The organism is Methylobacterium radiodurans (genome assembly GCF_003173735.1).
GTDB lineage: Bacteria > Pseudomonadota > Alphaproteobacteria > Rhizobiales > Beijerinckiaceae > Methylobacterium > Methylobacterium radiodurans.
Genome location: NZ_CP029551.1, coordinates 222,849 through 245,803 on the forward strand (window position 1 = coordinate 222,849; position 22,955 = coordinate 245,803).

General features: G+C 70.9%; 21 protein-coding genes. 12 read left to right on the plus strand and 9 right to left on the minus strand.

Annotated elements, in window-relative coordinates:
* Window positions 1-150 precede the first annotated feature (150 nt).
* Window positions 151-819: a sigma-70 family RNA polymerase sigma factor gene (locus DK427_RS00925; RefSeq protein WP_245930743.1), complete on the plus strand. Its 669-nt coding sequence runs from the start codon at window positions 151-153 to the stop codon at window positions 817-819.
* Window positions 820-955: 136 nt separating this feature from the next.
* Here DK427_RS00925 and DK427_RS00930 read toward each other — a convergent pair whose 3' ends face one another.
* Complete coding sequence (locus DK427_RS00930) at window positions 956-1,249, minus strand: hypothetical protein (protein WP_109949624.1); 294 nt, start codon at window positions 1,247-1,249, stop codon at window positions 956-958.
* Window positions 1,250-1,355: 106 nt separating this feature from the next.
* Complete coding sequence (locus DK427_RS00935) at window positions 1,356-1,856, minus strand: hypothetical protein (protein WP_109949625.1); 501 nt, start codon at window positions 1,854-1,856, stop codon at window positions 1,356-1,358.
* Between the two features lie 345 nt (window positions 1,857-2,201).
* Between DK427_RS00935 and DK427_RS00940 the strand changes: the two genes are divergently transcribed.
* Window positions 2,202-2,453: a hypothetical protein gene (locus tag DK427_RS00940; RefSeq protein ID WP_109949626.1), complete on the plus strand. Its 252-nt coding sequence runs from the start codon at window positions 2,202-2,204 to the stop codon at window positions 2,451-2,453.
* A 7-nt stretch (window positions 2,454-2,460) separates the two neighbouring features.
* Here DK427_RS00940 and DK427_RS00945 read toward each other — a convergent pair whose 3' ends face one another.
* The 3 genes from DK427_RS00945 to fliI form a co-directional block, all read right to left on the minus strand.
* The gene (locus DK427_RS00945) at window positions 2,461-4,926 is read right to left on the minus strand and encodes a PAS domain-containing protein (protein ID WP_245930744.1); all 2,466 of its coding nucleotides are present in this window, start codon (window positions 4,924-4,926) and stop codon (window positions 2,461-2,463) included.
* Window positions 4,927-5,124: 198 nt separating this feature from the next.
* Window positions 5,125-5,532, minus strand: a complete 408-nt coding sequence (gene fliJ / locus DK427_RS00950; RefSeq protein ID WP_109949627.1) for a flagellar export protein FliJ — start codon at window positions 5,530-5,532, stop codon at window positions 5,125-5,127.
* A gap of 62 nt (window positions 5,533-5,594) precedes the next feature.
* Window positions 5,595-6,947 (minus strand): flagellar protein export ATPase FliI, encoded by a 1,353-nt coding sequence (fliI, locus tag DK427_RS00955; protein WP_109953914.1) that lies wholly within the window; start codon window positions 6,945-6,947, stop codon window positions 5,595-5,597.
* A 421-nt stretch (window positions 6,948-7,368) separates the two neighbouring features.
* On the opposite strand from fliI, the gene ctrA reads away from it, so the two are divergent.
* Window positions 7,369-8,070, plus strand: coding sequence for a response regulator transcription factor CtrA (gene ctrA, locus DK427_RS00960; protein ID WP_066927780.1), 702 nt, complete (start codon window positions 7,369-7,371; stop codon window positions 8,068-8,070).
* Between the two features lie 312 nt (window positions 8,071-8,382).
* Here the strand turns inward: ctrA and DK427_RS00965 are convergent, their stop codons facing one another.
* Window positions 8,383-8,805: an organic hydroperoxide resistance protein gene (locus DK427_RS00965; RefSeq protein WP_109949628.1), complete on the minus strand. Its 423-nt coding sequence runs from the start codon at window positions 8,803-8,805 to the stop codon at window positions 8,383-8,385.
* A gap of 235 nt (window positions 8,806-9,040) precedes the next feature.
* Here DK427_RS00965 and DK427_RS00970 point away from each other — a divergent pair, with 235 nt between their 5' ends.
* Window positions 9,041-9,562: a MarR family winged helix-turn-helix transcriptional regulator gene (locus DK427_RS00970; RefSeq protein WP_109949629.1), complete on the plus strand. Its 522-nt coding sequence runs from the start codon at window positions 9,041-9,043 to the stop codon at window positions 9,560-9,562.
* Window positions 9,563-9,660: 98 nt separating this feature from the next.
* Here the strand turns inward: DK427_RS00970 and DK427_RS00975 are convergent, their stop codons facing one another.
* Window positions 9,661-10,020, minus strand: coding sequence for a c-type cytochrome (locus DK427_RS00975; protein ID WP_109949630.1), 360 nt, complete (start codon window positions 10,018-10,020; stop codon window positions 9,661-9,663).
* 257 nt (window positions 10,021-10,277) lie between these two features.
* On the opposite strand from DK427_RS00975, the gene DK427_RS00980 reads away from it, so the two are divergent.
* Window positions 10,278-11,711, plus strand: coding sequence for an FAD-linked oxidase C-terminal domain-containing protein (locus DK427_RS00980; RefSeq protein ID WP_109949631.1), 1,434 nt, complete (start codon window positions 10,278-10,280; stop codon window positions 11,709-11,711).
* A gap of 138 nt (window positions 11,712-11,849) precedes the next feature.
* Entirely contained in the window at window positions 11,850-14,708 is a 2,859-nt protein-coding gene (locus DK427_RS00985) for a PAS domain-containing protein (protein WP_245930745.1), read from the plus strand.
* A 12-nt stretch (window positions 14,709-14,720) separates the two neighbouring features.
* On the opposite strand, the gene DK427_RS00990 is transcribed toward DK427_RS00985, so the two are convergent.
* Window positions 14,721-16,127, minus strand: coding sequence for a TAXI family TRAP transporter solute-binding subunit (locus DK427_RS00990; RefSeq protein ID WP_204165309.1), 1,407 nt, complete (start codon window positions 16,125-16,127; stop codon window positions 14,721-14,723).
* Window positions 16,128-16,276: 149 nt separating this feature from the next.
* Here DK427_RS00990 and DK427_RS00995 point away from each other — a divergent pair, with 149 nt between their 5' ends.
* The 6 genes from DK427_RS00995 (at window position 16,277) to DK427_RS01020 (ending at window position 20,692) form a co-directional block, all read left to right on the plus strand.
* Entirely contained in the window at window positions 16,277-16,861 is a 585-nt protein-coding gene (locus tag DK427_RS00995; RefSeq protein ID WP_342772554.1) for a RecX family transcriptional regulator, read from the plus strand.
* 96 nt (window positions 16,862-16,957) lie between these two features.
* Entirely contained in the window at window positions 16,958-17,389 is a 432-nt protein-coding gene (locus DK427_RS01000; protein ID WP_109949633.1) for an OsmC family protein, read from the plus strand.
* A gap of 95 nt (window positions 17,390-17,484) precedes the next feature.
* On the plus strand, window positions 17,485-18,696 hold the full coding sequence (locus tag DK427_RS01005; protein ID WP_109949634.1) for a putative DNA modification/repair radical SAM protein: 1,212 nt from the start codon (window positions 17,485-17,487) through the stop codon (window positions 18,694-18,696).
* 1 nt (window position 18,697) lies between these two features.
* Window positions 18,698-20,128, plus strand: a complete 1,431-nt coding sequence (locus tag DK427_RS01010) for a UdgX family uracil-DNA binding protein (protein ID WP_109949635.1) — start codon at window positions 18,698-18,700, stop codon at window positions 20,126-20,128.
* Between the two features lie 42 nt (window positions 20,129-20,170).
* Complete coding sequence (locus DK427_RS01015) at window positions 20,171-20,416, plus strand: nucleotidyltransferase family protein (protein WP_245930747.1); 246 nt, start codon at window positions 20,171-20,173, stop codon at window positions 20,414-20,416.
* A gap of 39 nt (window positions 20,417-20,455) precedes the next feature.
* The gene (locus tag DK427_RS01020; protein WP_109949636.1) at window positions 20,456-20,692 is read left to right on the plus strand and encodes a HepT-like ribonuclease domain-containing protein; all 237 of its coding nucleotides are present in this window, start codon (window positions 20,456-20,458) and stop codon (window positions 20,690-20,692) included.
* Between the two features lie 128 nt (window positions 20,693-20,820).
* On the opposite strand, the gene DK427_RS01025 is transcribed toward DK427_RS01020, so the two are convergent.
* A complete protein-coding gene (locus DK427_RS01025) occupies window positions 20,821-22,689 on the minus strand; it encodes a cation:proton antiporter domain-containing protein (RefSeq protein ID WP_109949637.1) in 1,869 nt (622 codons plus the stop codon).
* Window positions 22,690-22,955: the final 266 nt, after the last annotated feature.

The following is a 22,955-nucleotide window of genomic DNA, read 5'->3' on the forward strand; positions in this document are numbered from 1 at the left end:
GCGCAAAGCGGTTCCAAAATTTATGTTAGCATCCTAGTACGAATGTACCATTGACGTCGCAAAACGCGGCCAAAGATTGCTGCTCATCGAGCCAACTGGACCGACACACCGTCCGGACCCAGCACTCAAGGTGATGATGAGCTGACAACCGTGCCGCATGTCGCCGAACATCTGCACTCGTCCGCAGCAGACAGCGCCGTGATCTCCATCCGGGGCTCTGAATCCGGTCGAGATCCATATACGCTCCGTCCAGAGGCCGCATTTCTCGAAGAAACACCGCCTCTGGGTCTCGGAATGCGCCGGCTTGCCGAGGCACTTGACGCTGCCGAAGCGCGCACCGAGCAGGGTTTCACGTCCGATCTGATCGGGGTTTTACCCGATCTGCGCCGGTTCGCGCTGTCGCTGACGCGCGACGCGACCGAGAGCGAGGATCTCGTTCAGTACACGCTGCTCAAGGCCTGGGAGCACCGAACCCGCTACACGCCCGGCACCGGCCTGAAGGCATGGCTCTTCACGATCCTGCGCAATCGCCACATCAACGGTCGAAGGAAGCACCGTCGCGAGGTTCCGGACCCGGACGGCGCGCACGCGGCTGGGCTGTCCAGCCTAGCCGACCAGGAGGACCGGCTCGACCTTCGGGATCTGCAGGAAGCGCTCGACCGGCTCGACCCGGCCCAGCGCGAGGCTCTGCTCCTCGTCGCCATCGAGGACCTGTCCTACGAGGACGCGGCGATACGGATCGGTTGCCCTCCCGGCACGGTGAAAAGCCGGGTCAGTCGGGCCCGGGGCCGGCTCGCGTTCGAGCTTGGCGCGACCTGAGCGACCGCCGCGAGCCCGAGTCCGCAACGCGAACCCCGGCGGGCGCTGCGGTTGACCCGCAGGGACGGCGGTAATCTCGACGCGACGATCGAGACCGGCAACGATGAGATCTACGCGGCCCCGGTGCAGGCGGGCCTCAGGCCGCGTTCATCCCCACAGATCCGTCGGCTCGGTTGAGAGCGCTGACGCGCGGACCGTGAAACCCGGCTTGCTGCTGCTCCCACGCATCCAGAGCGGCGTTGGCCGCGTCGATGATGTCGCGCGGCGTTCCTCCGGGAACCTCCGGCCGGATTGCCTCCGCCAGCCGCGTGAGAAGGGTCTGCTCCGTCTGAGGGTTCAAGCCGCCTTGGGCCTGGCGCATGTAGGCCTCGCAGACATTCTCGGCGATCGTGCGCGCCGTCCGGTCGACCTCGGGTGTATCCTGCTGCATCACTCGCCTTCTCCCGCTCGCAAGACGTCTCGCAAGGCGTCAGACTGGGTCAACCCGGCGTGGGCATCCTCGTTCAGGGTCGGCGATCACCCGACGTCCGGTACCCTCAGCCCTGGTCGCCGAGGCCGAGACTGCGGATCAGATCGCCGATCGGGTCGGTCTTGTCATCGGCGGCCTTCGGGCGGCTCGCCCGCTGGGCGCCGCCCGGCGTCTCGGAGGCCGGATCGACCAGCGCGGTCTGGTGCGTCGGCGCGACGCGGCGCGCCAGCCTCGGCCCGGACGCAAGTCGGGCAGTGCGGGCGGTCGTCGCCACCTGCGTTTGCTGCGCCGGCAGGGGCTGCACCGTCGTGCCGTCCGCGGAGAGCACCGCGGTCGGCTCAGGCTTCATGAGCGCTGCCGTATCCGACAGGCGCGACGCGGACCGGGGCGTAACGCGGGAGCGCGCCGGTGGATCGACCCAGGCCGTTGGGCCCGCCGCCACCGCGTGGCTCTCGGACGCTGACCGCGGCTCCGCCGCGAAGTTGCCCGGATGCAGGATGCCGGCCGCGGCCAGCAGACCCAGCACGGCAATGCCCGTGACGGCAAAGGTCGATCTGCGATGATCCATACCAGCAGAACGAACGGCCAAGCTAATCGTTCCGCTCGCGTTCGGTGGCGTGACCGGGCGCCACCATCCGTCTGATCAGTCCTGTGGGCGTGAGGTCTTTTCTCCCACTTGCGGGGACGCGCCCGAAACTGGAGATCCCGCGCAGGGACCATGCTGGAGACACCGCCGTGCTCCGTGGCACGCTCCGTTCCGGCCCGCCCCCACTGCCGTTCCGGCTCAGGAGCGGTACGGGCGCATGGCTTGGCCGACCACCGCGAGCGAGCAAGGAAGGCATCAGCATCCGAAGTTTATAATTAATCTGATTCCACTATATTCCCGCAAAAAAGAGAAGATTTGCGCAAACATATGGCTGACGGGCTCTTCCGATTCATCTATGCCCCGTCCATGGGCAAGCTGAAGCCGGTCTATCTCTATCGCCTGCGGCTCCTCTATGCTGCCCCGCGCTACTACGCGCCCCAGAGCATCAACCATTATCTGGAGAAGCGCGGCCTGATCCGCCGCACGGGGCGCGCGCTGCCGGCCAGGCGGCACGAGGAGTACGAGATCACGGAGGCCGGCCGCTCCGCCTTCGACGCCGCACTCGCCGCACCGGATTGACGGAGCCTCAATCGGCCTCGTGCCGGCGCGCCGTCAGCGTCTCGAAAATTTGGGCGAGTTCCTCGGCGGAGTAGGGTTTTCGCACGAGCTCGAAGCCGTGGGCGTCGTCCTGGGCCAGGACGTGGCTGTAGCCGGAGGTCAGCACAACCGGCAGGTCCGGCCGGCTCGCCCGCAGCCGCCGCGCCAGCGCGATCCCGCCCATGCCCGGCATCACCACGTCCGAGAACACCGCGTCGAAGCGCGCGGCGCCCCCGTCCCCCTCCCGCGCAAGCTCGGCCAGAGCCGCCTCCGCGTTGTGCGCCCAGACCGGCCGGTGGCCCAGATCCTCCAGGATCTGCGTGCAGAACCGGCCCACCTCCAGGTTGTCCTCCACCACCAGTACGCACAGGCCCCGCCCCGGACCCGCCGGGGCAGACGCCGGCGCGGCCGGACCCGCCACGGCCCGGGGTGCTTCGGCCTGCGGCAGGTAGAGCGTGAAGGTCGTCTCGCCCGGGCGGCTGGCCACCGCCACGTCCCCGCCCGACTGCTTGGCAAAGCCGATCACCTGGGACAGCCCCAGACCCGTGCCCTTGCCCACCTCCTTGGTGGTGAAGAACGGCTCGAAGATGCGCGCCAGATCCGCCTCCGCGATCCCGGAGCCGGTGTCGCTCACCGAGACTGCCGCGAACGGCCCGGCATTGGCCGCGTGCCCGCGGATCGCCGGCAGGGCCTGCCCCCCGGTCAGCCGCAGGGTGAGGTGCCCCTCGCCCGCCATGGCGTCGCGCGCGTTGACCGCCATGTTGACCAGCGCGGTCTCGAACTGGCTGGCGTCGGCGCGCACGAAGCAGGGTGCCTCGGGCAGCGCGGCGGCCACGCGGATGCGCGCGCCCATGATCTGGTCGAGCATCTCGGCGATGGCCTGGAGGCGGGCGCCGGCATCGAAGATCTCGGGCTTCAGGGCCTGGCGCCGGGCAAACGCCAGCAGCTGGCCGGTGAGCTTGGCGGCGCGATCGACCGTGTCGGAGACCGCATCCAAGTAGCGCGCCTTGCGCACCTCCGGCAGCTCGGGCCGGCGCAGGAACTCCACCGACGAGCGGATGATGGTCAGCAGGTTGTTGAAGTCGTGCGCGACCCCGCCCGTCAGCTGGCCCACAGCCTCCATCTTCTGAGACTGACGCAAAGCGTCCTCAGCCTGGCGGAGCTGCTCCTGCTCGTGCAGACGCTCGGTGACGTCGGTGGCGTACTGGAAGGCGCCGATCCGGCGCCCTTCCGCGTCTCGCAGGCTCGTATAGGTCAGCTCGTAGCTCGCGCGCCGGACCGCCGGGTCGCCGAAGGCCTCGACGACGGTGAAATCCGCGCCCGCCAGCGCCCGCCCCCAGATCGCCCGCGTGGCCGCCTGATGCTCGGGCCAGGGCGCCAGCAGGGCGAGGAGATCGTCGCCGATGCGGGGCCGCACGCCGTAGAGGCTCTCGAACTCCTCGGCGTAGGCCCGGTTCAGCGCGAGCACGCGGTACTCGGCGTCGAGGGCCGCGACCAGCGCGTCGGTGGTCTCGAACACGTCGGCCCAGAGCTTGCGCTGGGCGAGCGCCTCCGCGACGCGCCGCTCCAGCACGGCGTTCACCTCGCGCAGGCGCTCCTCGGCGCGCCTGCGGTCGTGGATGTCCTCGACGACGCCGTACCAGCGGATGATCGTGCCGCCCGCGTCCCGCCGCGGATAGGCGCGGGCGCGCATCCAGCGATAGGTGCCGCTCGCAGCGACGCGGATGCGGTAGTCCACGTCGACCGGCTCGCCGGAGGCGAGGCTCGCCGCGAAGACGGCCTGGGTCGGGGCGAGGTCGTCCGGGTGGAGCGCCCGCATCCAGCCGGCCCCCAGCGGCTCGCCGGGCGCCTGCCCCGTCAGGTCGAGCCAGCGGTTGGAGTAGGAGGTGACGTTGCCGTCCGGATCGCAGGTCCAGGGCACCTGCGGGTTCAGCTCGACCGTGTGCCGGAAATGGTCCTCGCTCTCGCGCAGACGCGCCTCGCCGAGCACCCGCGCCGTGGTCTCGGCGGTGACGCAGAGCAGGCCGGCGATGCGGCCCGCATCGTCGCGCACCGGCGAGTAGGTGAAGGACCACCAGCTCTGCTCGGGCAGGCCCTCCCGGGAGAGATCGAGCATCCGGTCGGTCAGCACCTGGCTCTCGCCCGCGAGGGTGGCCGCGACCAGGGGTTCGATCTCGTCCCAGATGCTGGCCCAGACCGTCCGGAACGGGCGCCCGAGGGATGTCGGCAGCCGGTAACCGAGGATCGGCCGGTAGGCGTCGTTGTAGAAGCAGAGCAGGTCCGGCCCCCAGGCCAGGAACATCGCCGTGGGGCAGGCCAGCATCAGGGAGAGGGCGCTGCGCAGGGCCGGAGGCCACAGCTCCGGAGGCCCGAGCGCGGTGGCCGACCAGTCGTGGGCACGGATCTCGGCGCCGGTGCGTCCGCCCGGGGGAAGGAAGGCGAAGGGATCGCTCACGCCGCCGGCCGAGCGGTGTGAGGCCCGCGCGGCGGCAGGGTGGGAACAGGGGCGCGGGCGACCGGTCGCGGAACGGAGGGTGGGCTGGACATGGGGCGGGATATCTCGCCCCGGTGCCCTCTGGGCAAGCCGGCAGCCTGTCACGCGCCCCGCATCACGGCACGCGTCGGCGGCTCCGCGCCGGCGAAGCGGCTGTCGTCAGGCCCGGGCGCGGCCGAGCCCGATGCCGTCCATGGCGGCCTGCTCGCGGGCGGCCTCCGCCGCGCGCTCGGCGGAGCGCTCGCGGTCGTCGAGGATCTCGACCTTCTTCAGGTCCTCGAAGGCCACGCCGAGCTCCGCCTTGGCCTCGGCGAGCTGGTCCTCCAGGGCGGCGGCGGACTGGCGCATGTTGTCCCGGCGCCCCGCGGCGGCGCGGGCGTAGGTCGGGTAGGCGAAGTGGGCGGTGTCGGAGATGCCTGCGCGGGCCTCCTCCTGGGCGATCTCCCGGTCGAGCTCCTGCGCCATGCGCAGGAAGTCGGCCATCATCATCTCGATCTGGGTCACGCGGCGGCGCTTCTCGTCGACCTGGAAGCGGCGCAGGCGGATCAGCGTGTCACGCGATTTCATGGGGGGACGCTCACTCCACGCTTCGATCGAGGCCCCGCCCGGTCACGCCGGATTTGAGCCTCTCAACCCGCCCCCACGATCTGGGCGAGACGGGCATATCCTTCGCCGATGGACGTTGCTTCTTCCTTACCCTGTCCCAGAAAAGCCTCGATATCCGGCATGAGCGCCACCGCCTCGTCGACCTCCGCCGAGGAGCCGGCCCGGTAGGCACCGAGGCGGATCAGCTCCTCCATATCGCTGTAGGTGGCCAGAACCCGGCGCGCCCGGCGCACTGTCGGCAGGAAGGCCGGGTCGCAGGAGCGCGGCATGGTGCGGGAGACCGAGCGCAGCACGTTGATCGCCGGGTAGCGCCCGCGCTCAGCGATCGCGCGCTCCATCACGATGTGCCCGTCGAGGATGCCGCGCACCGCGTCCGCCACCGGCTCGTTGTGGTCGTCGCCCTCGACCAGCACCGTGAAGAGGGCCGAGATCGTCCCCTCCCCCACGCCCGGTCCGGCGCGTTCGAGCAGGCGCGGCAGCTCGGAGAAGACGGTCGGCGTGTAGCCCTTAGCGGTCGGCGGCTCGCCGGCCGCGAGACCGATGTCGCGCTGGGCCATGGCGAAGCGGGTGATCGAATCGATCATGCAGAGCACCCGCGCGCCCTGATCGCGAAAATGCTCGGCGACCGAGAGGGTGACGTAGGCGGCATTGCGGCGCATCAGCGCCGGCTCGTCGGAGGTGGCCACCACCACGACCGATCGGGCGAGGCCCGCAGCGCCCAGATCGTCCTGCAGGAACTCCTGCACCTCGCGGCCGCGCTCGCCGACGAGGCCGATCACCGCGACGTCCGCGGCGGTGTAGCGGGCGAGCATCGAGAGCAGCACCGACTTGCCGACGCCGCTCCCCGCGAAGATGCCCATGCGCTGGCCGGCGCACATGGTCAGGAAGGTGTTGATGCAGCGGACCCCGAGATCGAGGGGCGTGCCCACCCGGCGCCGCGCATGGGCCGGGGGCGGGTCGGCCCGCAGCGGGTAGATCTCGGGCCCCTGCGGCAGGGGACCGAGCCCGTCGACGGGCCGCCCGAGCGCGTCGATCACTCGGCCGAGCCAGCCCTGGGACGGGCGTACTGCGCCGGCCGCCTCGTCGCGCACGAAGGCCGGGCAGCCCCGGCGCACGCCCTCGAGCGAGCCGAACGGCATGGCGAGCGCCCGGTCGCCCTGGAAGCCGATCACCTCGCAGGGGATCAGTCCCGCCGCACCCTCGACGTCGAGCCGGCCGCCGAGGCGCATCGCCGAAACCGGCCCCGCCACCTCGACGAGGAGTCCCCGAATCGCCACGACTCGCCCGTAGGTCTCGACCGCCTCGACCCGCTCAAGCGAGGCCCGCAGGGCCGCGAGCGAGGGCGGAGAGGACCCGGCCGGAGGATTCTGCGACACCCGCACGCCTCTCAACGCTTCGTTTACCTCCCTCCTTAACACTGCGCTCATCGGGCTTGTAGCGACCCGTACCCTCGATGCCTGGCAGGAGCCTCCGGGGCTTCCGTCCGACAAGCCCCGCCGGCGTGACCGGCGGGCAACAGAGGTCACGGATTCGTTGCGGGCGAGGCACTTGGGCGGGGGATCGGGCGTTCTGGACGCGTGGCGTTGCGGCTCCTGTGAGAACAGACCGTCAACGACTCAGGTGCGACCCTGGGTGAGATGCGAACGGATCGCTTGCAACCCGGAATCAGGTTTTGTTAACGATTAACGCATAGCGTCGTAGGTCAATGTCGTGGCAACGCTCGTCCACAGGTCGGTGGCGGAGCGCGGCGGGGACGTGTCCGTACGATGATGCGGCCGGCGGGGCTGGGGACCGACGATGCGGGTACTTCTGATCGAGGACGACAGCGCCACGGCGCAGAGCATCGAGCTGATGCTCAAGTCCGAGAACTTCAACACCTACACCACCGATCTCGGTGAGGAGGGTGTCGATCTCGGCAAGCTCTACGATTACGACATCATCCTGCTCGACCTGAACCTGCCCGACATGTCGGGCTACGAGGTTCTCCGGTCGCTTCGCGTCGCCAAGGTGAAGACGCCGATCCTGATCCTGTCTGGCATGGCGGGCATCGAGGACAAGGTGAAGGGCCTCGGCTTCGGCGCCGACGACTACCTGACCAAGCCCTTCCACAAGGACGAGCTCGTCGCCCGCATCCACGCGATCGTGCGCCGCTCGAAGGGCCACGCCCAGTCGGTGATCACCACGGGCGACCTCGTGGTGAACCTCGACCAGAAGACCGTCGAGGTCGGCGGCGCCCGCGTGCACCTCACCGGCAAGGAGTACCAGATGCTGGAACTCCTCTCGCTCCGGAAGGGCACGACGCTGACCAAGGAGATGTTCCTCAACCACCTCTACGGGGGCATGGACGAGCCCGAGCTGAAGATCATCGACGTGTTCATCTGCAAGCTTCGCAAGAAGCTCGCCAACGCCAGCCAGGGCCGCAACTATATCGAGACCGTCTGGGGCCGAGGCTACGTGCTGCGCGAGCCGAACGAGGTCGAGGAGCGCATCGCGGTCTGAGCGACCCGCCATCGCCGAACCGAGCGCCCCGCCGGCGCGGAACAGGGCCTGCCGTTGCGATCCCCTCGCGCCGGCAGGCCTTTCGTTTGGGGGTGCCTGCCTTCGCCCTCTCAGCCACACCCCGGAAGGCCGGCGGCGGTTCTCCGAAAGTGCCCGACCCGCGCCGCGCCCCCTTCTCCCGTGCGGGAGAGGAGACCCGCGCCCTGCTCTGAAGATGCCCCCGACGCGCAGAGGCGGGTCCGGCCGCTAGACCGGACCCGCCCTCGGGAGCGTCCGCCCGCGCCGGCCGTGCCGACGCGAGGGATGATGCGATCAGGCCGCCGAGACGTCGACCCGGATGTTGCCGCGGGTGGCGTGCGAGTAGGGGCAGACCACGTCGGCGCGCTTCACGATGTCCGCGGCCTGGGCCGGCTCGATGCCCGGCAGCGTGGCCTTCAGGGTGACGGTGAGGCCGAAGCCGGTCCCGTCGTCGCGCTTGCCGATGCCGACATCGGCCTCGACCTTCGCGTCCTCGGGGATCTTCACCTTGTCCTGGGCGGCCACGAACTTGATCGCGCCGAGAAAGCAGGCCGCGTAGCCGGCAGCGAAGAGCTGCTCGGGATTCGTGCCCGGTCCGCCATTGCCGCCGAGCTCCTTCGGCGTGGCCAGACCAACGCTCAGCCGCTCGTCGTTCGAGGCGGCGGAACCCTCCCGGCCACCGGTGGCGTGGGCATGGGCGGTGTAGAGTGCCTGCATGGTCTTCTCCTCGCGTCTGTGGGCTGCACCCGCCGGAGCGCGGTGTCGCTCCCGCACGGGCAAAACCGATCGCGCACAATCTTTATCTGCCAATCCGCTGCCGATATCAATTGCGCGCAACCGATGGGTGCGTTGCGGCAAATTCATTGTGCGCGAAGGGTGTTCTGGCTACGATATTGCTTTAACAACCTCGGCGTGTGGCGTCGCTCGGACGACCGAACGGGAGTTGAGTACCATGACAAGCCGACCAGGCACTCCGGCCCGCGCGGCCCGCAAGTCCGAGGTTGCGGAGGTCCCGCCGGCCCGCACGATCGATCCGACCGATCCGCAGCGTCTCGACAACCAGCTCTGCTTCGCGGTCTACGCGGCGGCCCACGCCTTCGGGCGGGCCTACCGCGCCCTGCTGGGCCAGCACGACCTGACCTACCCGCAGTACTTGGTCCTGCTGGTCCTCTGGGAGGAGGAGGGCCTGACCGTGAAGGAGATCGGCAACCGCCTGTTCCTCGATTCGGGCACGCTCACGCCGCTGCTGAAGCGGCTCGAGACCTCGGGTCGTGTGCGTCGCGCCCGCGACCGGGTGGACGAGCGACAGGTCAGCATCTTCCTGACGCCCGAGGGACGGGCGCTGCGCGAGGAACTCGCCTGTATCCCCAATCGGGCCGGGGGGATGACGGGCATCGACATGGAGGGGCGCCGGGCGCTCCTCGACCATCTCGTGACGCTGCGCGCCGGGCTGCACGAGGGCCTGCCCAGCTGAGCCCGGATATGAGAAGGCCGCCCCCGCGGCTGGCGGGAGCGGCCTGACCGGACGGGCTTGGGACAACGCAAGCCCGCCCCCCCGGATGGGTCGGCGAATCAGCTCTTGGTCTTGAGGTAGGCGATCACGTCCTCGAGCTTCTTGTCGTCCTTCAGGCCCGGATAGACCATCTTGTTGCCCGGCACCTTGGCCTTCGGGTCCTTCAGCCACTCCTTCAGGTTGGCCTCGTCCCAGGTCAGGCCCGAGTTCTTCAGGGCGGCCGAGTAGTTGTAGCCCTCATAGGTGCCCGCCTTGCGGCCGACGACGCCCTTCAGGTCCGGTCCGACGCCGTTCTTCTCGAAGTTGTGGCAGGCCTTGCAGGGCGCAAACGCCTTCTCGCCGGCCGCCGCATCGCCCTCGGCCTGAGCGGCGACGGGCAGGAGCAGGGCGAGCGCGGCGCCAAGGATGATGTGACGCATTCGTTTTTCCTCCGTTGGGCGGGTCAACGCCGCCGGCATTATGGCAGAGCTTGAGACCGCGGAACAGCTCAAGTCTGGAACGAGTCGCATCTAGGGCGCCTGCGCGCAGGACAAGCCTCCGGACCGCCGCGCCGGCCCGGGGCACCCTTGGATGCGGGGGCTCGGATCGGCTAACATCCCGTCAAATCCGCCGGCCCACCCGGATCGAGATCCGGGGCGCGCGGGGCCGGAACGAGGCGCCAGAGGACGCCAACGCCATGTCGATCCGCTTTCCGGACCCGGATCCCGCGATCCTGGACCGCCGCGAGGCCATTCTCGCGGGCCTGCGCCCGCTGGTCGGGCCCGAGGCCCTGGTCACCAGCGAGGACGAGCGCCGCGCCTTCGAGACGGACGGCCTCACCGCCTACCGCAAGCTGCCGCTCGCCGTGGTGCTGCCCTCGACGACCGAGGAGGTCTCCGCGGTGATGGCCTATTGCCACGCCAGCGGCGTCCGGGTGGTGCCCCGCGGTGCCGGAACCTCGCTCGCGGGCGGCGCCATCGCGCAGGAGGACGCGATCATCCTGGGCGTGGCGAAGATGACCCGGGTCCTCGACCTCGACTTCGCCAACCGCACGGCGCGGGTGCAGAGCGGCATCACCAACCTCGCCATCTCCGGCGCGGTCAGCCACGAGGGCTTCTTCTACGCCCCCGACCCGTCGAGCCAGCTCGCCTGCACCATCGCGGGCAACATCGCGATGAATTCCGGCGGGGCGCACTGCCTCAAATACGGGGTCACCACCAACAACCTCATGGGCGTGACCCTCGTGATGAACGACGGCACCGTCGTGGAGATCGGCGGTGACCACCTCGACGCCGCCGGCTACGACCTGCTCGGCCTCGTCTGCGGCTCGGAAGGTCAGCTCGGCATCGTCACGGAGGCCACGGTGCGGATCCTGCGCGCGGCCGAAGGGGCGCGGCCCGCGCTCGTCGGCTTCTCGCGGGTGGAGGATGCGGGCGACTGCGTGGCGGCGATCATCGCGGCCGGCATCATCCCGGTGGCGATCGAGTACATGGACCGCGAGGCGATCCTGATCACCGAGGATTTCGCGCAAGCCGGTTACCCGCGCGACGCCGAGGCGATGCTGATCATCGAGGTCGAGGGCTCGGACGCCGAGTGCGAGGCGATGCTCGCCCGCATCGAGGCGATCGCCCAGGATTTCCGCCCGACGAGCCTCCGGGTCTCGAAGTCGGAAGCCGAATCCGCCGCGATCTGGAAGGGTCGCAAGTCCGCCTTCGGCGCTACGGGCCGGATCTCCGACTACATCTGCATGGACGGCACCATCCCCACCGGCCAGCTCGGCCCCGTTCTGGAGCGCATCGGCGCGATCTGCGCCGAGAAGGGCCTGCGCGTCGCCAACGTCTTCCACGCTGGCGACGGCAACCTGCACCCGCTGATCCTGTTCGACATCAACCGCCCCGGCGAGTTGCAGAAGGCGGAGGCCGCCGGCGACGAGATCCTGAAGCTCTGCGTCGAGGCCGGCGGCTGCCTGACCGGCGAGCACGGCGTCGGCATCGAGAAGCGCGAGCTGATGCGCTTCCAGTACAGCCAGGCCGACCTCGAGCAGCAGATGCGGGTTCGCAACGTCTTCGACCCGCTCTGGTTGATGAACCCCGCCAAGGTGTTCCCGCTGGAGGGTCGCGTCGCCGCCTGAGCGGCTCTGCGCAACGAAATCGCACGCGCGCGTTGACTGCGGCCCGCGTTGCCCACATCGGTTGCGCATGAGCGGGATCGGACGGGTTGGCATCGGACCGGAGCGGGCGGGGGACGGCCCGGCGACCGGACGGCGCCCGTGAGCGTCGCCGTGAGCGGGCACGCGCGGCCCGCACCGGAGCCGGCCCCGGATCCCGCCGGCCTGCCGCCGGCCCTGCGCTTCCTCGCCGAGGGCAGCGTGATGGGCCGGGAGATCCTGGCGCGCGACTGGTCGCGCGCGGCGCTGGGCCCGATCGAGTCCTGGCCGGTCTCCCTTCGTACAACACTTGCCACCATGCTGGCCTGTCCCAGCGCGATGTTCCTGGCCTGGGGCCCGGACCTCCTCAGCTTCTACAACGACGCCTACCGGCCGATTCTCGGCGACCGCCTCGGCCGGGCGCTCGGCACGCGCTTCCCAGAATTGTGGGCGGATGTCTGGGCCGATGTCGGCCCGCTCTGTGCCAGCGCGCTCGCCGGCCGGCCGATCGCCGCGACCGACCTGCCCCTGACCATGCACCGGAACGGCGCAGCGGAGGAGACGTGGTGGAGCTTCACCTACTCGCCGGTGCGCGACGATTCGGGCGCGATCGCCGGGATGATCTGCACCACCGCCGAGACCACGGCGCACGTGCTGGCGGACCGGCGGCGGCGCGCGAGCGAGGAGCGGCTCGAACTCGCGCTCTCGGCCGGCGACGGCATCGGCACCTGGGACTGGGACATCCCGAACGATCGCGTCACCGCCGACGCGCGCTTCGCCCGTCTCTACGGCGTCGGTCCGGAGAAGGCCGCCCGGGGCGCCCCGATCGCCGAGTTCTTCGCCGGGATCCACCCGGAGGACACCGCCCGGGTTCAGGCAGCGATCGCCGAGGCGATGGGGAGCGGGGGCGACTTCGTGGCCGAGTACCGCCTGCTGCGGGCGGATGCACCGGCGGGCGAGGCGGTCCGCTGGGTGCTGGCGCAGGGACACTGCATCCTCGATGCCGACGGGCGCCCGGCCCGCTTCCCCGGCGCGACCTTCGACATCACCGAGCGCCGGATCGCCGCGGAGGCGCTGGCCGCGAGCGAGGTGCGCCTGCGCACCGCCGCGGCGGAGCTGCGCGTCGTCGCCGACATCCTGCCGATCCTCGTGGCCTTCATCGGGCCGGACTACCGCTACGGCTTCGCCAACGCCGCCTACCGGGCCTGGTACGGGGTCGATCCCGACCGGATGATCGGGCGCACGGTCGCGGAGGTCGTGGGTGCCGAGACGTTCGCGGCCATCCAGGCCCCGATCGACCGGGCGCTGGCGGGCGCCGAGGTCGAGTTCGAGACCGCCCTGCCGCACGCCGACGGTCGCGAGCGGATCGGCGCGGTGCGCCTCCGTCCCAGGCTCGCGCCGGACGGGGCCGTGGAGGGCGTCCATGTCTTCGTTCAGGACGTGACCGAGCGCCGGAGCGTCGAGGCGGCGCTGACCCGGGAAGTCGAGGCGCGCACGCGCGAGCGCGACCGGCTCTGGGAGACCACCTCGGACCTGATGGGCACGATCGGGCTCGACGGGTGCCTGAAATCCGTCAATCCCGCCTGGACGCGGATGCTCGGCTGGAGCGTCGAGGCCCTGCTCGCCCGCCCCTTCCTCGAGCGCATCGACCCCGCCGACCACGCGGCGGCGTCCGGCATCCTGGCGCGGCTCGCGGCCGGCGAGCCCGTGGCAGCGTTCATCGACCGCGTGATCTGCGCGGACGGCGAGCGCCGCACCGTGATGTGGAACGCGGTGCCCGAGGGCGCGCTCGCCTATGTTGTCGGGCGCGACATCACCGAGCAGCGCCAGGCCGAGGAGGGTCTGCGCCAAGCGCAGAAGATGGAGGCGGTGGGCCAGCTTACCGGCGGCATCGCGCACGATTTCAACAACCTGCTCACCGGCATCGTCGGCTCCCTCGACCTGATGCAGACCCGCATCCGCCAGGGCCGGAGCGACCAGATCGGGAAGTACATCACGGCGGCGCTCGCCTCCGGCCACCGCGCGGCCGCCCTCACCCACCGCCTGCTCGCTTTCGCCCGGCGCCAGCCGCTGGAGCCCCGCCCCGTCGCGGTCGATGCCCTGATCGCCGGGATGGAGGATCTCCTGCGGCGCACGCTCAGCGAGCGCGTCGCCCTGGACATCGCGGCGGCCGACGACCTCTGGCCCACGCTCTGCGACCCGCACCAGCTCGAGAACGCGATCCTCAACCTCGCGATCAACGCCCGCGACGCCATGCCGGAAGGCGGCCGGCTCAGCATCGCGGCCGGGAACGCCACGTTCGGCACCGCCGATGCGCGCCGCCCGGCGGGGCTCGCCGCGGGCGCGTATGTCCGCATCGAGGTCACCGATACGGGCACCGGCATGACGCCGGACGTGATCGCCAAGGCCTTCGACCCGTTCTTCACGACGAAGCCGCTCGGCCAGGGCACCGGCCTCGGCCTCTCCATGATCTACGGCTTCGCGCAGCAATCGGAGGGGCACGTGGCGATCGCCTCCGAGCCCGGCCGGGGCACGTCGATCAGCCTCTACCTGCCGCGCCATCGCGGCGCCTCGGCCGCCCCGCGGCCGCCGGAGGACGAGGCGGAGGTCCCGTTCGGGCGCGGCGAGACGGTGCTGGTCGTGGAGGACGAGGCGGTGGTGCGCGACCTCATCGTCGAGGTGTTGCACGATCTCGGCTACCGCGCGCTGGAGGCCGCGGACGGCCTCGCCGGCCTCGCCCAGCTGGAGGCCGCGGTCCGCATTGACCTCCTCGTCACCGATGTCGGGCTGCCGGGCCTCGACGGGCGGCGCTTGGCCGAGCGCGCCCGGGCGCTGCGCCCTGGGATCAAGGTGCTGTTCATCACGGGCTACGCCGAGAACGCGACCTTCGGCGAGGCGGCAGAGGCCGGCGCGCAGATGATCACCAAGCCCTTCGCGGTGGAGGCGCTCGCCACCAGCATCCGGGCGATCATCGAGGGCTGAGAGCGGAGATCCCTACTCGGCCGCCGACAGGCCGTGGGCCAGCAGGCGGGCCGTGCGCGCCCGCGCCTCCGCCCGGCTCTCGGTCGGGCCGGCCCCGAGTTGGCGCCGCGCGTCGCCGAGCGCGGCCTGGACCGCGTCCACCGCCAGGATCAGGGCGCTCAGGGTGCGCGCATCGATGGTGCGCTCGCGGGCGTACTGCACCACGTCGGCCACCAGCTCGTCGGTCTCGCGGGCGAGCGCGTCGAGCGTCTCGACGCGACCAGCGCCCCGGGCCTCGCGCAGGATGTCGAGCAGGCGGTCGAGCACGATGTCGACCCGCTCGCGGCGCTTGCGCGCCAGCCGCTGGCCGAGCCACGCGACGCCCGAACCGATGGTGCCGCCGAAGAAGGCGAAGAGGTAGATGTAATCCTCGTAGCGCTCCAGGAAGGTCTGCTGCTCGCGCTCGAAGTAGTCCACCGCGCCCGGATGGTTCGGCAGGCGCGCCGAGGTCGCCGCGACCGTGGTGTCGAAGTCGGGCGCCTTCATCAGCTTGGCGACCGGCGCGACGGCGGCGAGCCGGGAGCGCCACTCGAACAGGTGCTGCGTCACGGAGGCGACGGCCACGCGGTTCACGGCGCTGCGCGCCATCAGCCGGTAGGAGGCGCCCACCGTCTTGACCTCCTCGGCCGGCCGCTTCGGCCGCCCGCCGAAGGTTCCGGCGGGGATCGTCACCGCCTGGAGCTCCGGGTAGCGCTGCAGGATGGCGTCGGTATCGGGAACCGAGACCAGATCGACCTTGCGGTCCGGCACGCCGAGCTCGACCGCCCGCACGGTCGCGAGAGCCGGCCGCGAGGAGGGGCTCGCGATCACCGCGACCGCGTCCACCCGCTTCTCGGCCACCGCCGCCGTCACCTCAGCGGGCTTGAGCGGCACCAGCGCGACATGGCCGGGCCCGAGTTCCGCCTCCGGGACGTCGCCGGCCGCCTGTGCGAGGTCGTAGAAGGCCAGCATGTTGGTCAGGAACGGCAGGTCCGCGTCGTGGCGCACCACGACGCCGATGCGCTTGCGCGCCAGATCGGGGAAGTCGTCGATCCCGGCCGCCTCGGGCGCCGCGATCAGCAACGCCTCGTCGTGCAGGACGGCCAGCGTCAGCCCGTTCTCGGGCATGAATACGTCGGGCCGCACGATGGCGAGATCGGTGCGGCCGGCCTGGAGCGCCGCCCCGCTGTCGCGCACGTCGCCGTGGCGGACGAGCTTCAGCCGCACATCCTCACGCGCCCGGTTGAGGGCCTGCGCGTAGGCCTCGATCAGCCCGGTCTCGGGCCCGTCCTGGGGGGCGACCGCCACGGTGAGGACGGTCGGGCGGGACAGGTAGAACACGAGCGCCGCCGTCATGGCGAGCCCGAGTGCGAGCAGCACGAGAAGCCACTCGCGTCTCAAGAAAATCGCCGACGCGACGCGGAGGAGCCGGTGCTCGACCCTCGCGCCGATCTTGTCGCCTTGCGTGCGTTGCATCGTGGCATCATGCAACAAGATCCTGTTCAGATCGTGAAGAACCCGTGATCCGCAAATTCGTTGCCAGCTCACCTCTGCGCGAGGATCCGGCCCCACCGGCGCCGAAGCCGCCGCGCCCCGTCACGGCCGCTTGGCTGGAGCGCGCGGCCCTGCACTATCTCGAGCGCTACAGCGCCTCGGCCGAGATGCTGCGCCGGACGCTGGCGCGGCGCGTCGAGAAGCGCGCCCGCGCCCGCGAGGAAGATCCGGCCGCTTTCGCTGAGCTGATCGACGCGACGGTCACCCGCGCCCTCTCGGCGGGGCTCGTGGACGATGCCCGCTTCGCCCGTGCGCGCCTCGCCACCCTGCGGCGGCGCGGCACCTCCACCCGCGGCGTCTCGGCAAAGCTTGCCGCCAAGGGTGTGCCGCACGCGGTCGTCGAGGCGGCGATGGAGGCCGAACAGGCCGAGGCACAGGCCGACCCGCGCGCCATCGAGGCGGAGGCCGCCCTGGCCTACGCCCGGCGCCGCCGCCTCGGCCCCTTCCGCCGGCCAGACCTGCGCGCAGCCCACCGGGACCGCGACCTCGCGGCGCTGGCGCGGGCCGGCTTCGCCTACGCGCTCGCGCGCGACACCGTCGATGCGGAGCCGCTGGACGAAGGGAGCGGCGAGGCGGGTTGAAGGCCTTGCGGCCACTGGATATTCCGCCCGCCCGCGCCACCTCCGCGGCACGGTGGCCGCGGCACATCCCGCGCCGGGCCCGCAACGGAGGCAGATATGATCAACCGCAAGGCGAGCGCCCACTGGCAGGGCAGCGGCAAGGAGGGCAAGGGCCAGCTCACGACCCAGTCGGGCGTGCTCTCCGACCAGCCCTACGGCTTCAACACCCGCTTCGAGGACAAACCCGGCACCAACCCCGAGGAGTTGATCGCGGCGGCCCATGCCGGCTGCTTCACCATGGCGCTGGCCTTCCAGCTCCAGGGCGCGGGCTTCACCGCGACCGAGCTGAAGACCGAGTCGGTCGTGAGCCTGGAGAAGGAGGGCGACGGCTTCAAGGTCTCCAAGTCGGCGCTCACGCTCAGCGCCACGATTCCGGGCATCGACCAGGCCAAGTTCGACGAGCTGGCGCACGCCGCCGAGGTGAACTGCCCGATCTCCAAGGTGCTCAACGCCGAGATCACCCTGAAGGCGACGCTCAACCAGGGCTGATCCCGCAGCGCTGATTCCACCGGTGCGGCATCGCGCGCGGGGATTTCCTCGCGCGCGTCCTTGTTTCCGCCACGCGACCGTTCATTGTTTGTTCGATGGACGAGACTCTCGCGAAGAAGCTGCGCATCCTGGCGGACGCAGCGAAGTACGACGCCTCCTGCGCCTCCTCGGGCGCCCCGAAGCGCTCGGCCGACAAGGACGGCCTCGGCTCGACTACGGGCGCGGGCATCTGCCACGCCTACACGCCGGACGGGCGCTGCGTCTCGCTCCTGAAGATCCTGCTGACCAACTGGTGCCTGTTCGACTGCGCCTACTGCGTGAACCGGCGCTCCTCGAACGTGCGCCGGGCGAAGTTCACCGTCGAGGAGGTCGTGCGCCTCACGGTGGAGTTCTACAAGCGCAACTACATCGAGGGGCTGTTCCTGTCGTCGGGCATCATCAAGTCGCCCGACCACACGATGGAGCAGATGAACCGGGTCGCGAAGAGTCTGCGCCGCGATCACGGCTTCCGGGGCTACATCCACCTGAAGACGATCCCGGAGGCCAGCCCCTGGCTGATCGAGGAGGCGGGGCTCTACGCCGACCGCCTCTCGATCAACGTCGAGCTGCCGACCGAGGCGAGCCTGGAGCGCCTGGCGCCGGAGAAGGACGGCGCCTCGATCCAGGGCGCGATGACCCAGATCGGCGAGCGCATCGTCGAGGCGAAGGCCGAGCGGCGCCGCTTCGCGCCGGCCGGCCAGTCGACGCAGGTGATCGTGGGCGCGGACGCGACCACCGACGAGGCGCTGATCCGCAAGAGCGCGCATCTCTACGGCAGCGTCGGCCTCAAGCGGGTGTACTACTCGGCCTTCAGCCCGATCCCGGACGGGGCCGCGATCCTGCCGCTGAAATCGCCCCCGCTCCAGCGCGAGCACCGGCTCTACCAGGCCGACTGGCTGATCCGGTACTACGACTTCTCCCCCGACGACGTGGCGGACGCGGCCGAGGACGGCATGTTCGCCCTCGACATCGACCCGAAGCTCGCCTGGGCACTGAAGAACCGGGCGCGCTTCCCCGTCGACGTGAACCGGGCCGAGCGCGAGATGCTGCTGCGGGTGCCGGGGCTCGGGGCGCGGGCGGTCGACCGCATCGTCCAGGCACGCCGCCACACCAGCTTGCGCCTCGACGACGTCGCCCGCCTGACTTCGGGACTGCGCCGGGCGCGGCCCTTCCTGATCGCGGCGGACCACACGCCGGGCGGGCTGACGGACCGGCTGGATCTGCGAGCACGGCTCGCCGAGCCGGCGCGGCAGCTGAGCCTGTTCTGAGATGGCGGAGACGGCGCGCGCCGTGGCCCTCGCGCCCGGCGCGGACCTCACCGGCTTCCGCGCCGCCGTCCGCGCCCTCGTAGCTGAAGACGTGACGCCCGAGCGCGTCGCCTGGAGCGAGGGCGCGGCCTGCGACCTGTTCGGCAGCGCGCCGCCTGCGGAATCAGCCCCTTTGCGCCTGCCCCGCGCGGTCGCCGACCTCGTGCCGATGGTGGTGCCGCACCGAGATCCTGAGCGCTACGCCCTGCTCTACCGGCTGATCTGGCGGGTGCGCGCGGGCGAGCGCCACCTCACGGAGGTGCCGAGCGATCCTCTGGTCCACCGGCTCAACCTGATGCGGAAGGCGATCGGGCGCGACCTGCACAAGATGCACGCCTTCCTGCGCTTCCGCCGGAGCGAAGAGGCGGGTGTCGAGCGCTTCACCGCGTGGTTCGAGCCCGACCACCACATCCTCGAGGCCGCAGCGCCCTTCTTCGTGGAGCGTTTCCGCGCGCTCCGCTGGACCATCCTGACGCCGGACGCCTCCGCGCACTGGGACGGCGCGACGCTCCGCCTCGGCCCACCGGGCCGGCGCGAGGACCTGCCCCCCGGCGACGGGTTCGAGGCCGGCTGGCGCGGCTATTACGAGAGCACCTTCAACCCGGCCCGCACCAACCTGAAGGCGATGCGGGCCGAGATGCCGAAGAAGTACTGGCGGAACATGCCGGAGACCCTGGCGATTCCAGCCCTCGTGCGGGGGGCCGAGGCCGGCACGCGCGCCATGATTGAGAGGAGCCCGAGCGTGCCCGCCAGACGCGACCCCGCCCGCGCCGTCGCCGCGATGGCCGACCAGGACCCGACCTCGCTCGAGGAACTCAACGCCATCATCAGGCGCAGCGAGCCGCTGGTGCCCGGCGCGACCCAAGCGGTACTCGGCGAGGGCCCGGTCGGCGCGACGATCGCGTTTGTGGGCGAGCAGCCGGGCGACCAGGAGGACCGGCAGGGGCGTCCCTTCGTCGGTCCCGCCGGGCAGCTCCTCTCGCGCGCGATGGCAGAGGCCGGGATCGACCGGGGGGCGAGCTATCTCACGAACGCCGTCAAGCACTTCAAGTTCGAGGAGCGCGGCAAGCGCCGCATCCACCAGAAGCCGACCGCCGGCGAGGTCAGCCACTATCGCTGGTGGCTCGACCGGGAACTGGAATTCGTCGCGCCCCGCCTCGTAGTCGCGCTCGGGGCCACCGCCGTGCTGGCGCTGACCGGCAAGGCGGTGCCGATCACTCGCGCCCGCGGGCCGTTCCAGTTCGAGCGCCACCACAACCGCTTCGTGGGCTTCATCACGGTTCACCCCTCCTACCTGCTGCGCCTGCCGGACGAGGCGAAGGCGGAGGCCTATGGGGCGTTCGTCGGCGACCTGCGGCGGGTGGCGGAGCTGGAGCGAGAACTGGCGGGCTGAGCCACGTCGTCGGCGCTCGCGGGGGCCTGCTAGGTTTCACCCATGGATTGCGCCAATGCCCTGAAGATCTTGTGCGCTCACGAATCGGATCTGCGTCGCCGCGGCGTCCGGCATGCCGGGCTGTTCGGCTCGACGGCGCGCGGCGAGGCTGGACCGGACAGCGACGTCGATCTGCTGATCGAGATCGATGAGGACAGGGTTCGGGACGTCTACGCCTACGTCGCCGTGTGCAGTTCATCGAAGGCCTGTATCCGGGGCCGGTCGATGTCGCCAACCGCGCGTCCCTGAAGGACGAGGTGCGACCGAACGCGCTGCGGGACGTGGTCGATGCGTTCTGAGCGGAGCCGGCGGGCCCTCGTCGACATCCGCGAGAACGCCGCGACGGCCCTCGCCTTCGTGGACGGCATGTCGTTGGCAGCGTTCGAGACCGTCCGGGGCTCGCTCTACGCAGGCATCCGTTGCCTGGAGATCGTTTCGGAAGCGAGCCGGAGGCTCGATCCCGGAATTGCCGAGCGGCACAGGCACATCCCGTGGCGGCAGGTCGCCGATGCCGGGAATGTCTAACGGCACGCCTACGACAATGTCTCGCCGCGCATGATCTGGCACACGGTGCACGAGCGCATGTCGGAGATCATCGCGGTCTGCGACGCGGAACTCGGCTCTGAGCCCTGACCGTTTCGGGATGGAGCCTTCTATCCGTCCGCCACCTCCGCCTTGTGCGGGCGCAGTTCCGGCGTGCTCTGCTCGATCTCGGTCTCGGTCGGCGCCTCGGCGCGGCTCTCGGCACGGGCGGCGTCCACGAACAGGCGGGCCTCGCCGTCCTTCAGTCCGAGGCTGCGCAGGGCATAGAAGGTCATGCCGAAGGCAAGTTCGCGCTCGCCCATCAGAACGAGGCCGACCTTTTCCTCCTCCAGGCGGCGGCGCTCGGCGTCGCTGTGCGTGCGGATCAGGGTGTCGATCCGCGGGTTCGCCTCGCGGGCGAGTTCCACGAGACGGCGGGCCTGGTGTGAATCCGGCGTCGCGCTGACGAGGAGCCGGGCCTGCCCGATGCCGGCCGCCTCCAGGATGCCCGGCGCCAGCGCGTCGCCGTAGACCGCCTCGATCCCCGCCTCGCGCAGCTCCAGCACTCGGCGCCGGTCGCGGTCGATCACCACGAAGGGCAGTTCCCAGGTCTGGAGGGCCTTGCCGATGCTGCTGCCCACCCGGCCGTAGCCGACGACGACCGCGTGGCGGCGCGGTGCCTTCGTCTCGCCCGTCACAGGCACGTTGTCAGCTCCGCCCCGCTCGAACCGGCGGGCGAGTTCCGGCCGGTCGGCGAGCCAAGCCTCGACGCGGGCGGCGAGCGCGAAGGCCAGCGGGTTCAAGGTGATCGAGAGCAGCGCGCCGCCGAGGATCAGGTCGCGCCCCTCTGGCGGCAGCAGCTTCAGCGAGAGCCCGAGCGTGACGAGGATGAACGAGAACTCGCCGATCTGCGCGAGGCTAGCCGCGATGGTGAGCGCGGTGCCGACCGGGTGCTTGAAGACGAGGACGATCGCGACCGCGGCCAGCGATTTCCCCAGCATGATCACCCCGAGCACCGCGAGCACGGAGAGCGGCTCGCGGATCAGGATGAAGGGGTCGAACAGCATGCCGACCGAGACGAAGAACAAGACCGCGAAGGCGTCCTGCAGGGGCAGGGAATCGGCCGCGGCCTGATGGCTGAGGTCGGATTCGGCCAGCACCATGCCGGCGAAGAAGGCACCGAGCGCGAAGGACACGCCGAACAGCTCCGCCGAACCGAAGGCGAGGCCGAGCGCGAGCGCCAGAACGCAGAGCGTGAACAACTCGCGCGAGCCGGTGCGCGCCGCCTGATCCAGCAGCCAGGGCACGAAACGGCGCCCGACCACGAGCATCAGTGCGACGAACAGCGCCACCTTGGCGAGCGTCAGGCCCAGGGTCAGCCAGATGCTGTCGGCCAAGCCCGGTCCCATGAGGCCGCCGACGAGTTCCGCCAGCGCGTGCGCGGCCCCGTGCCCCGCCTCCTCGGCCTTGCCCCCGAGCGAGGGGGCGAGCGCGGGCAGCAGCACCAGCGCCAGCACCATCGCCAGATCTTCGACGATGAGCCAGCCCACCGCGATCCGGCCCTTGTCGCTGTCGAGGAGGCCGCGCTCCTCCAGGGCCCGCAGCAGCACGACGGTCGAGGCCACCGAGAGCGCGAGACCGAAGACGAGCCCGGCGCCGAGGCCCCAGCCCCAGAGGAGGGCCAGCCCACCGCCCATCGCGGTCGCCACCGCGATCTGAACGATCGCCCCCGGAAGCGCGATGGCGCGCACCGCCATCAGGTCGCCAATCGAGAAGTGCAGGCCGACGCCGAACATCAGCAGGATCACGCCGATCTCGGCGAGTTGGCCCGCGAGCTCGCTGTTGCCGACGAAGCCCGGCGTGTAGGGCCCGACCAGCACGCCCGCCAGCAGGTAGCCGACCAGCGGCGGCAGCCGCAGGCGCTGGGCCAGCATCCCGCACAGGAAGGCGAGGACGAGCCCAAGGGCGATGATGGCGATGAGCTCGGTCGCGTGCGGCACCGGGATCTGGTCTCCTCTCGAGGCGCGGGGCCTGGCGGGATGCGTGGCTTGCCGGGTGGACGGGCTTGAGCCGGTTGCATCCGGCCCTCCTCCTTAAACGTCGCGGCGGCGGCTGGAACGGTCGCGGGAAAAGAAAATCCGCATCGTCCCCGAACGCCTTAGCTTATCCCGCACCGCGGCGGCGTGCCGGACGGCACCGGGAACCCGCCCCGGCCCTGGAATGAAACCGGAACGCGCAACGCTGGGTTGTCCGCGTGGCCCCGACG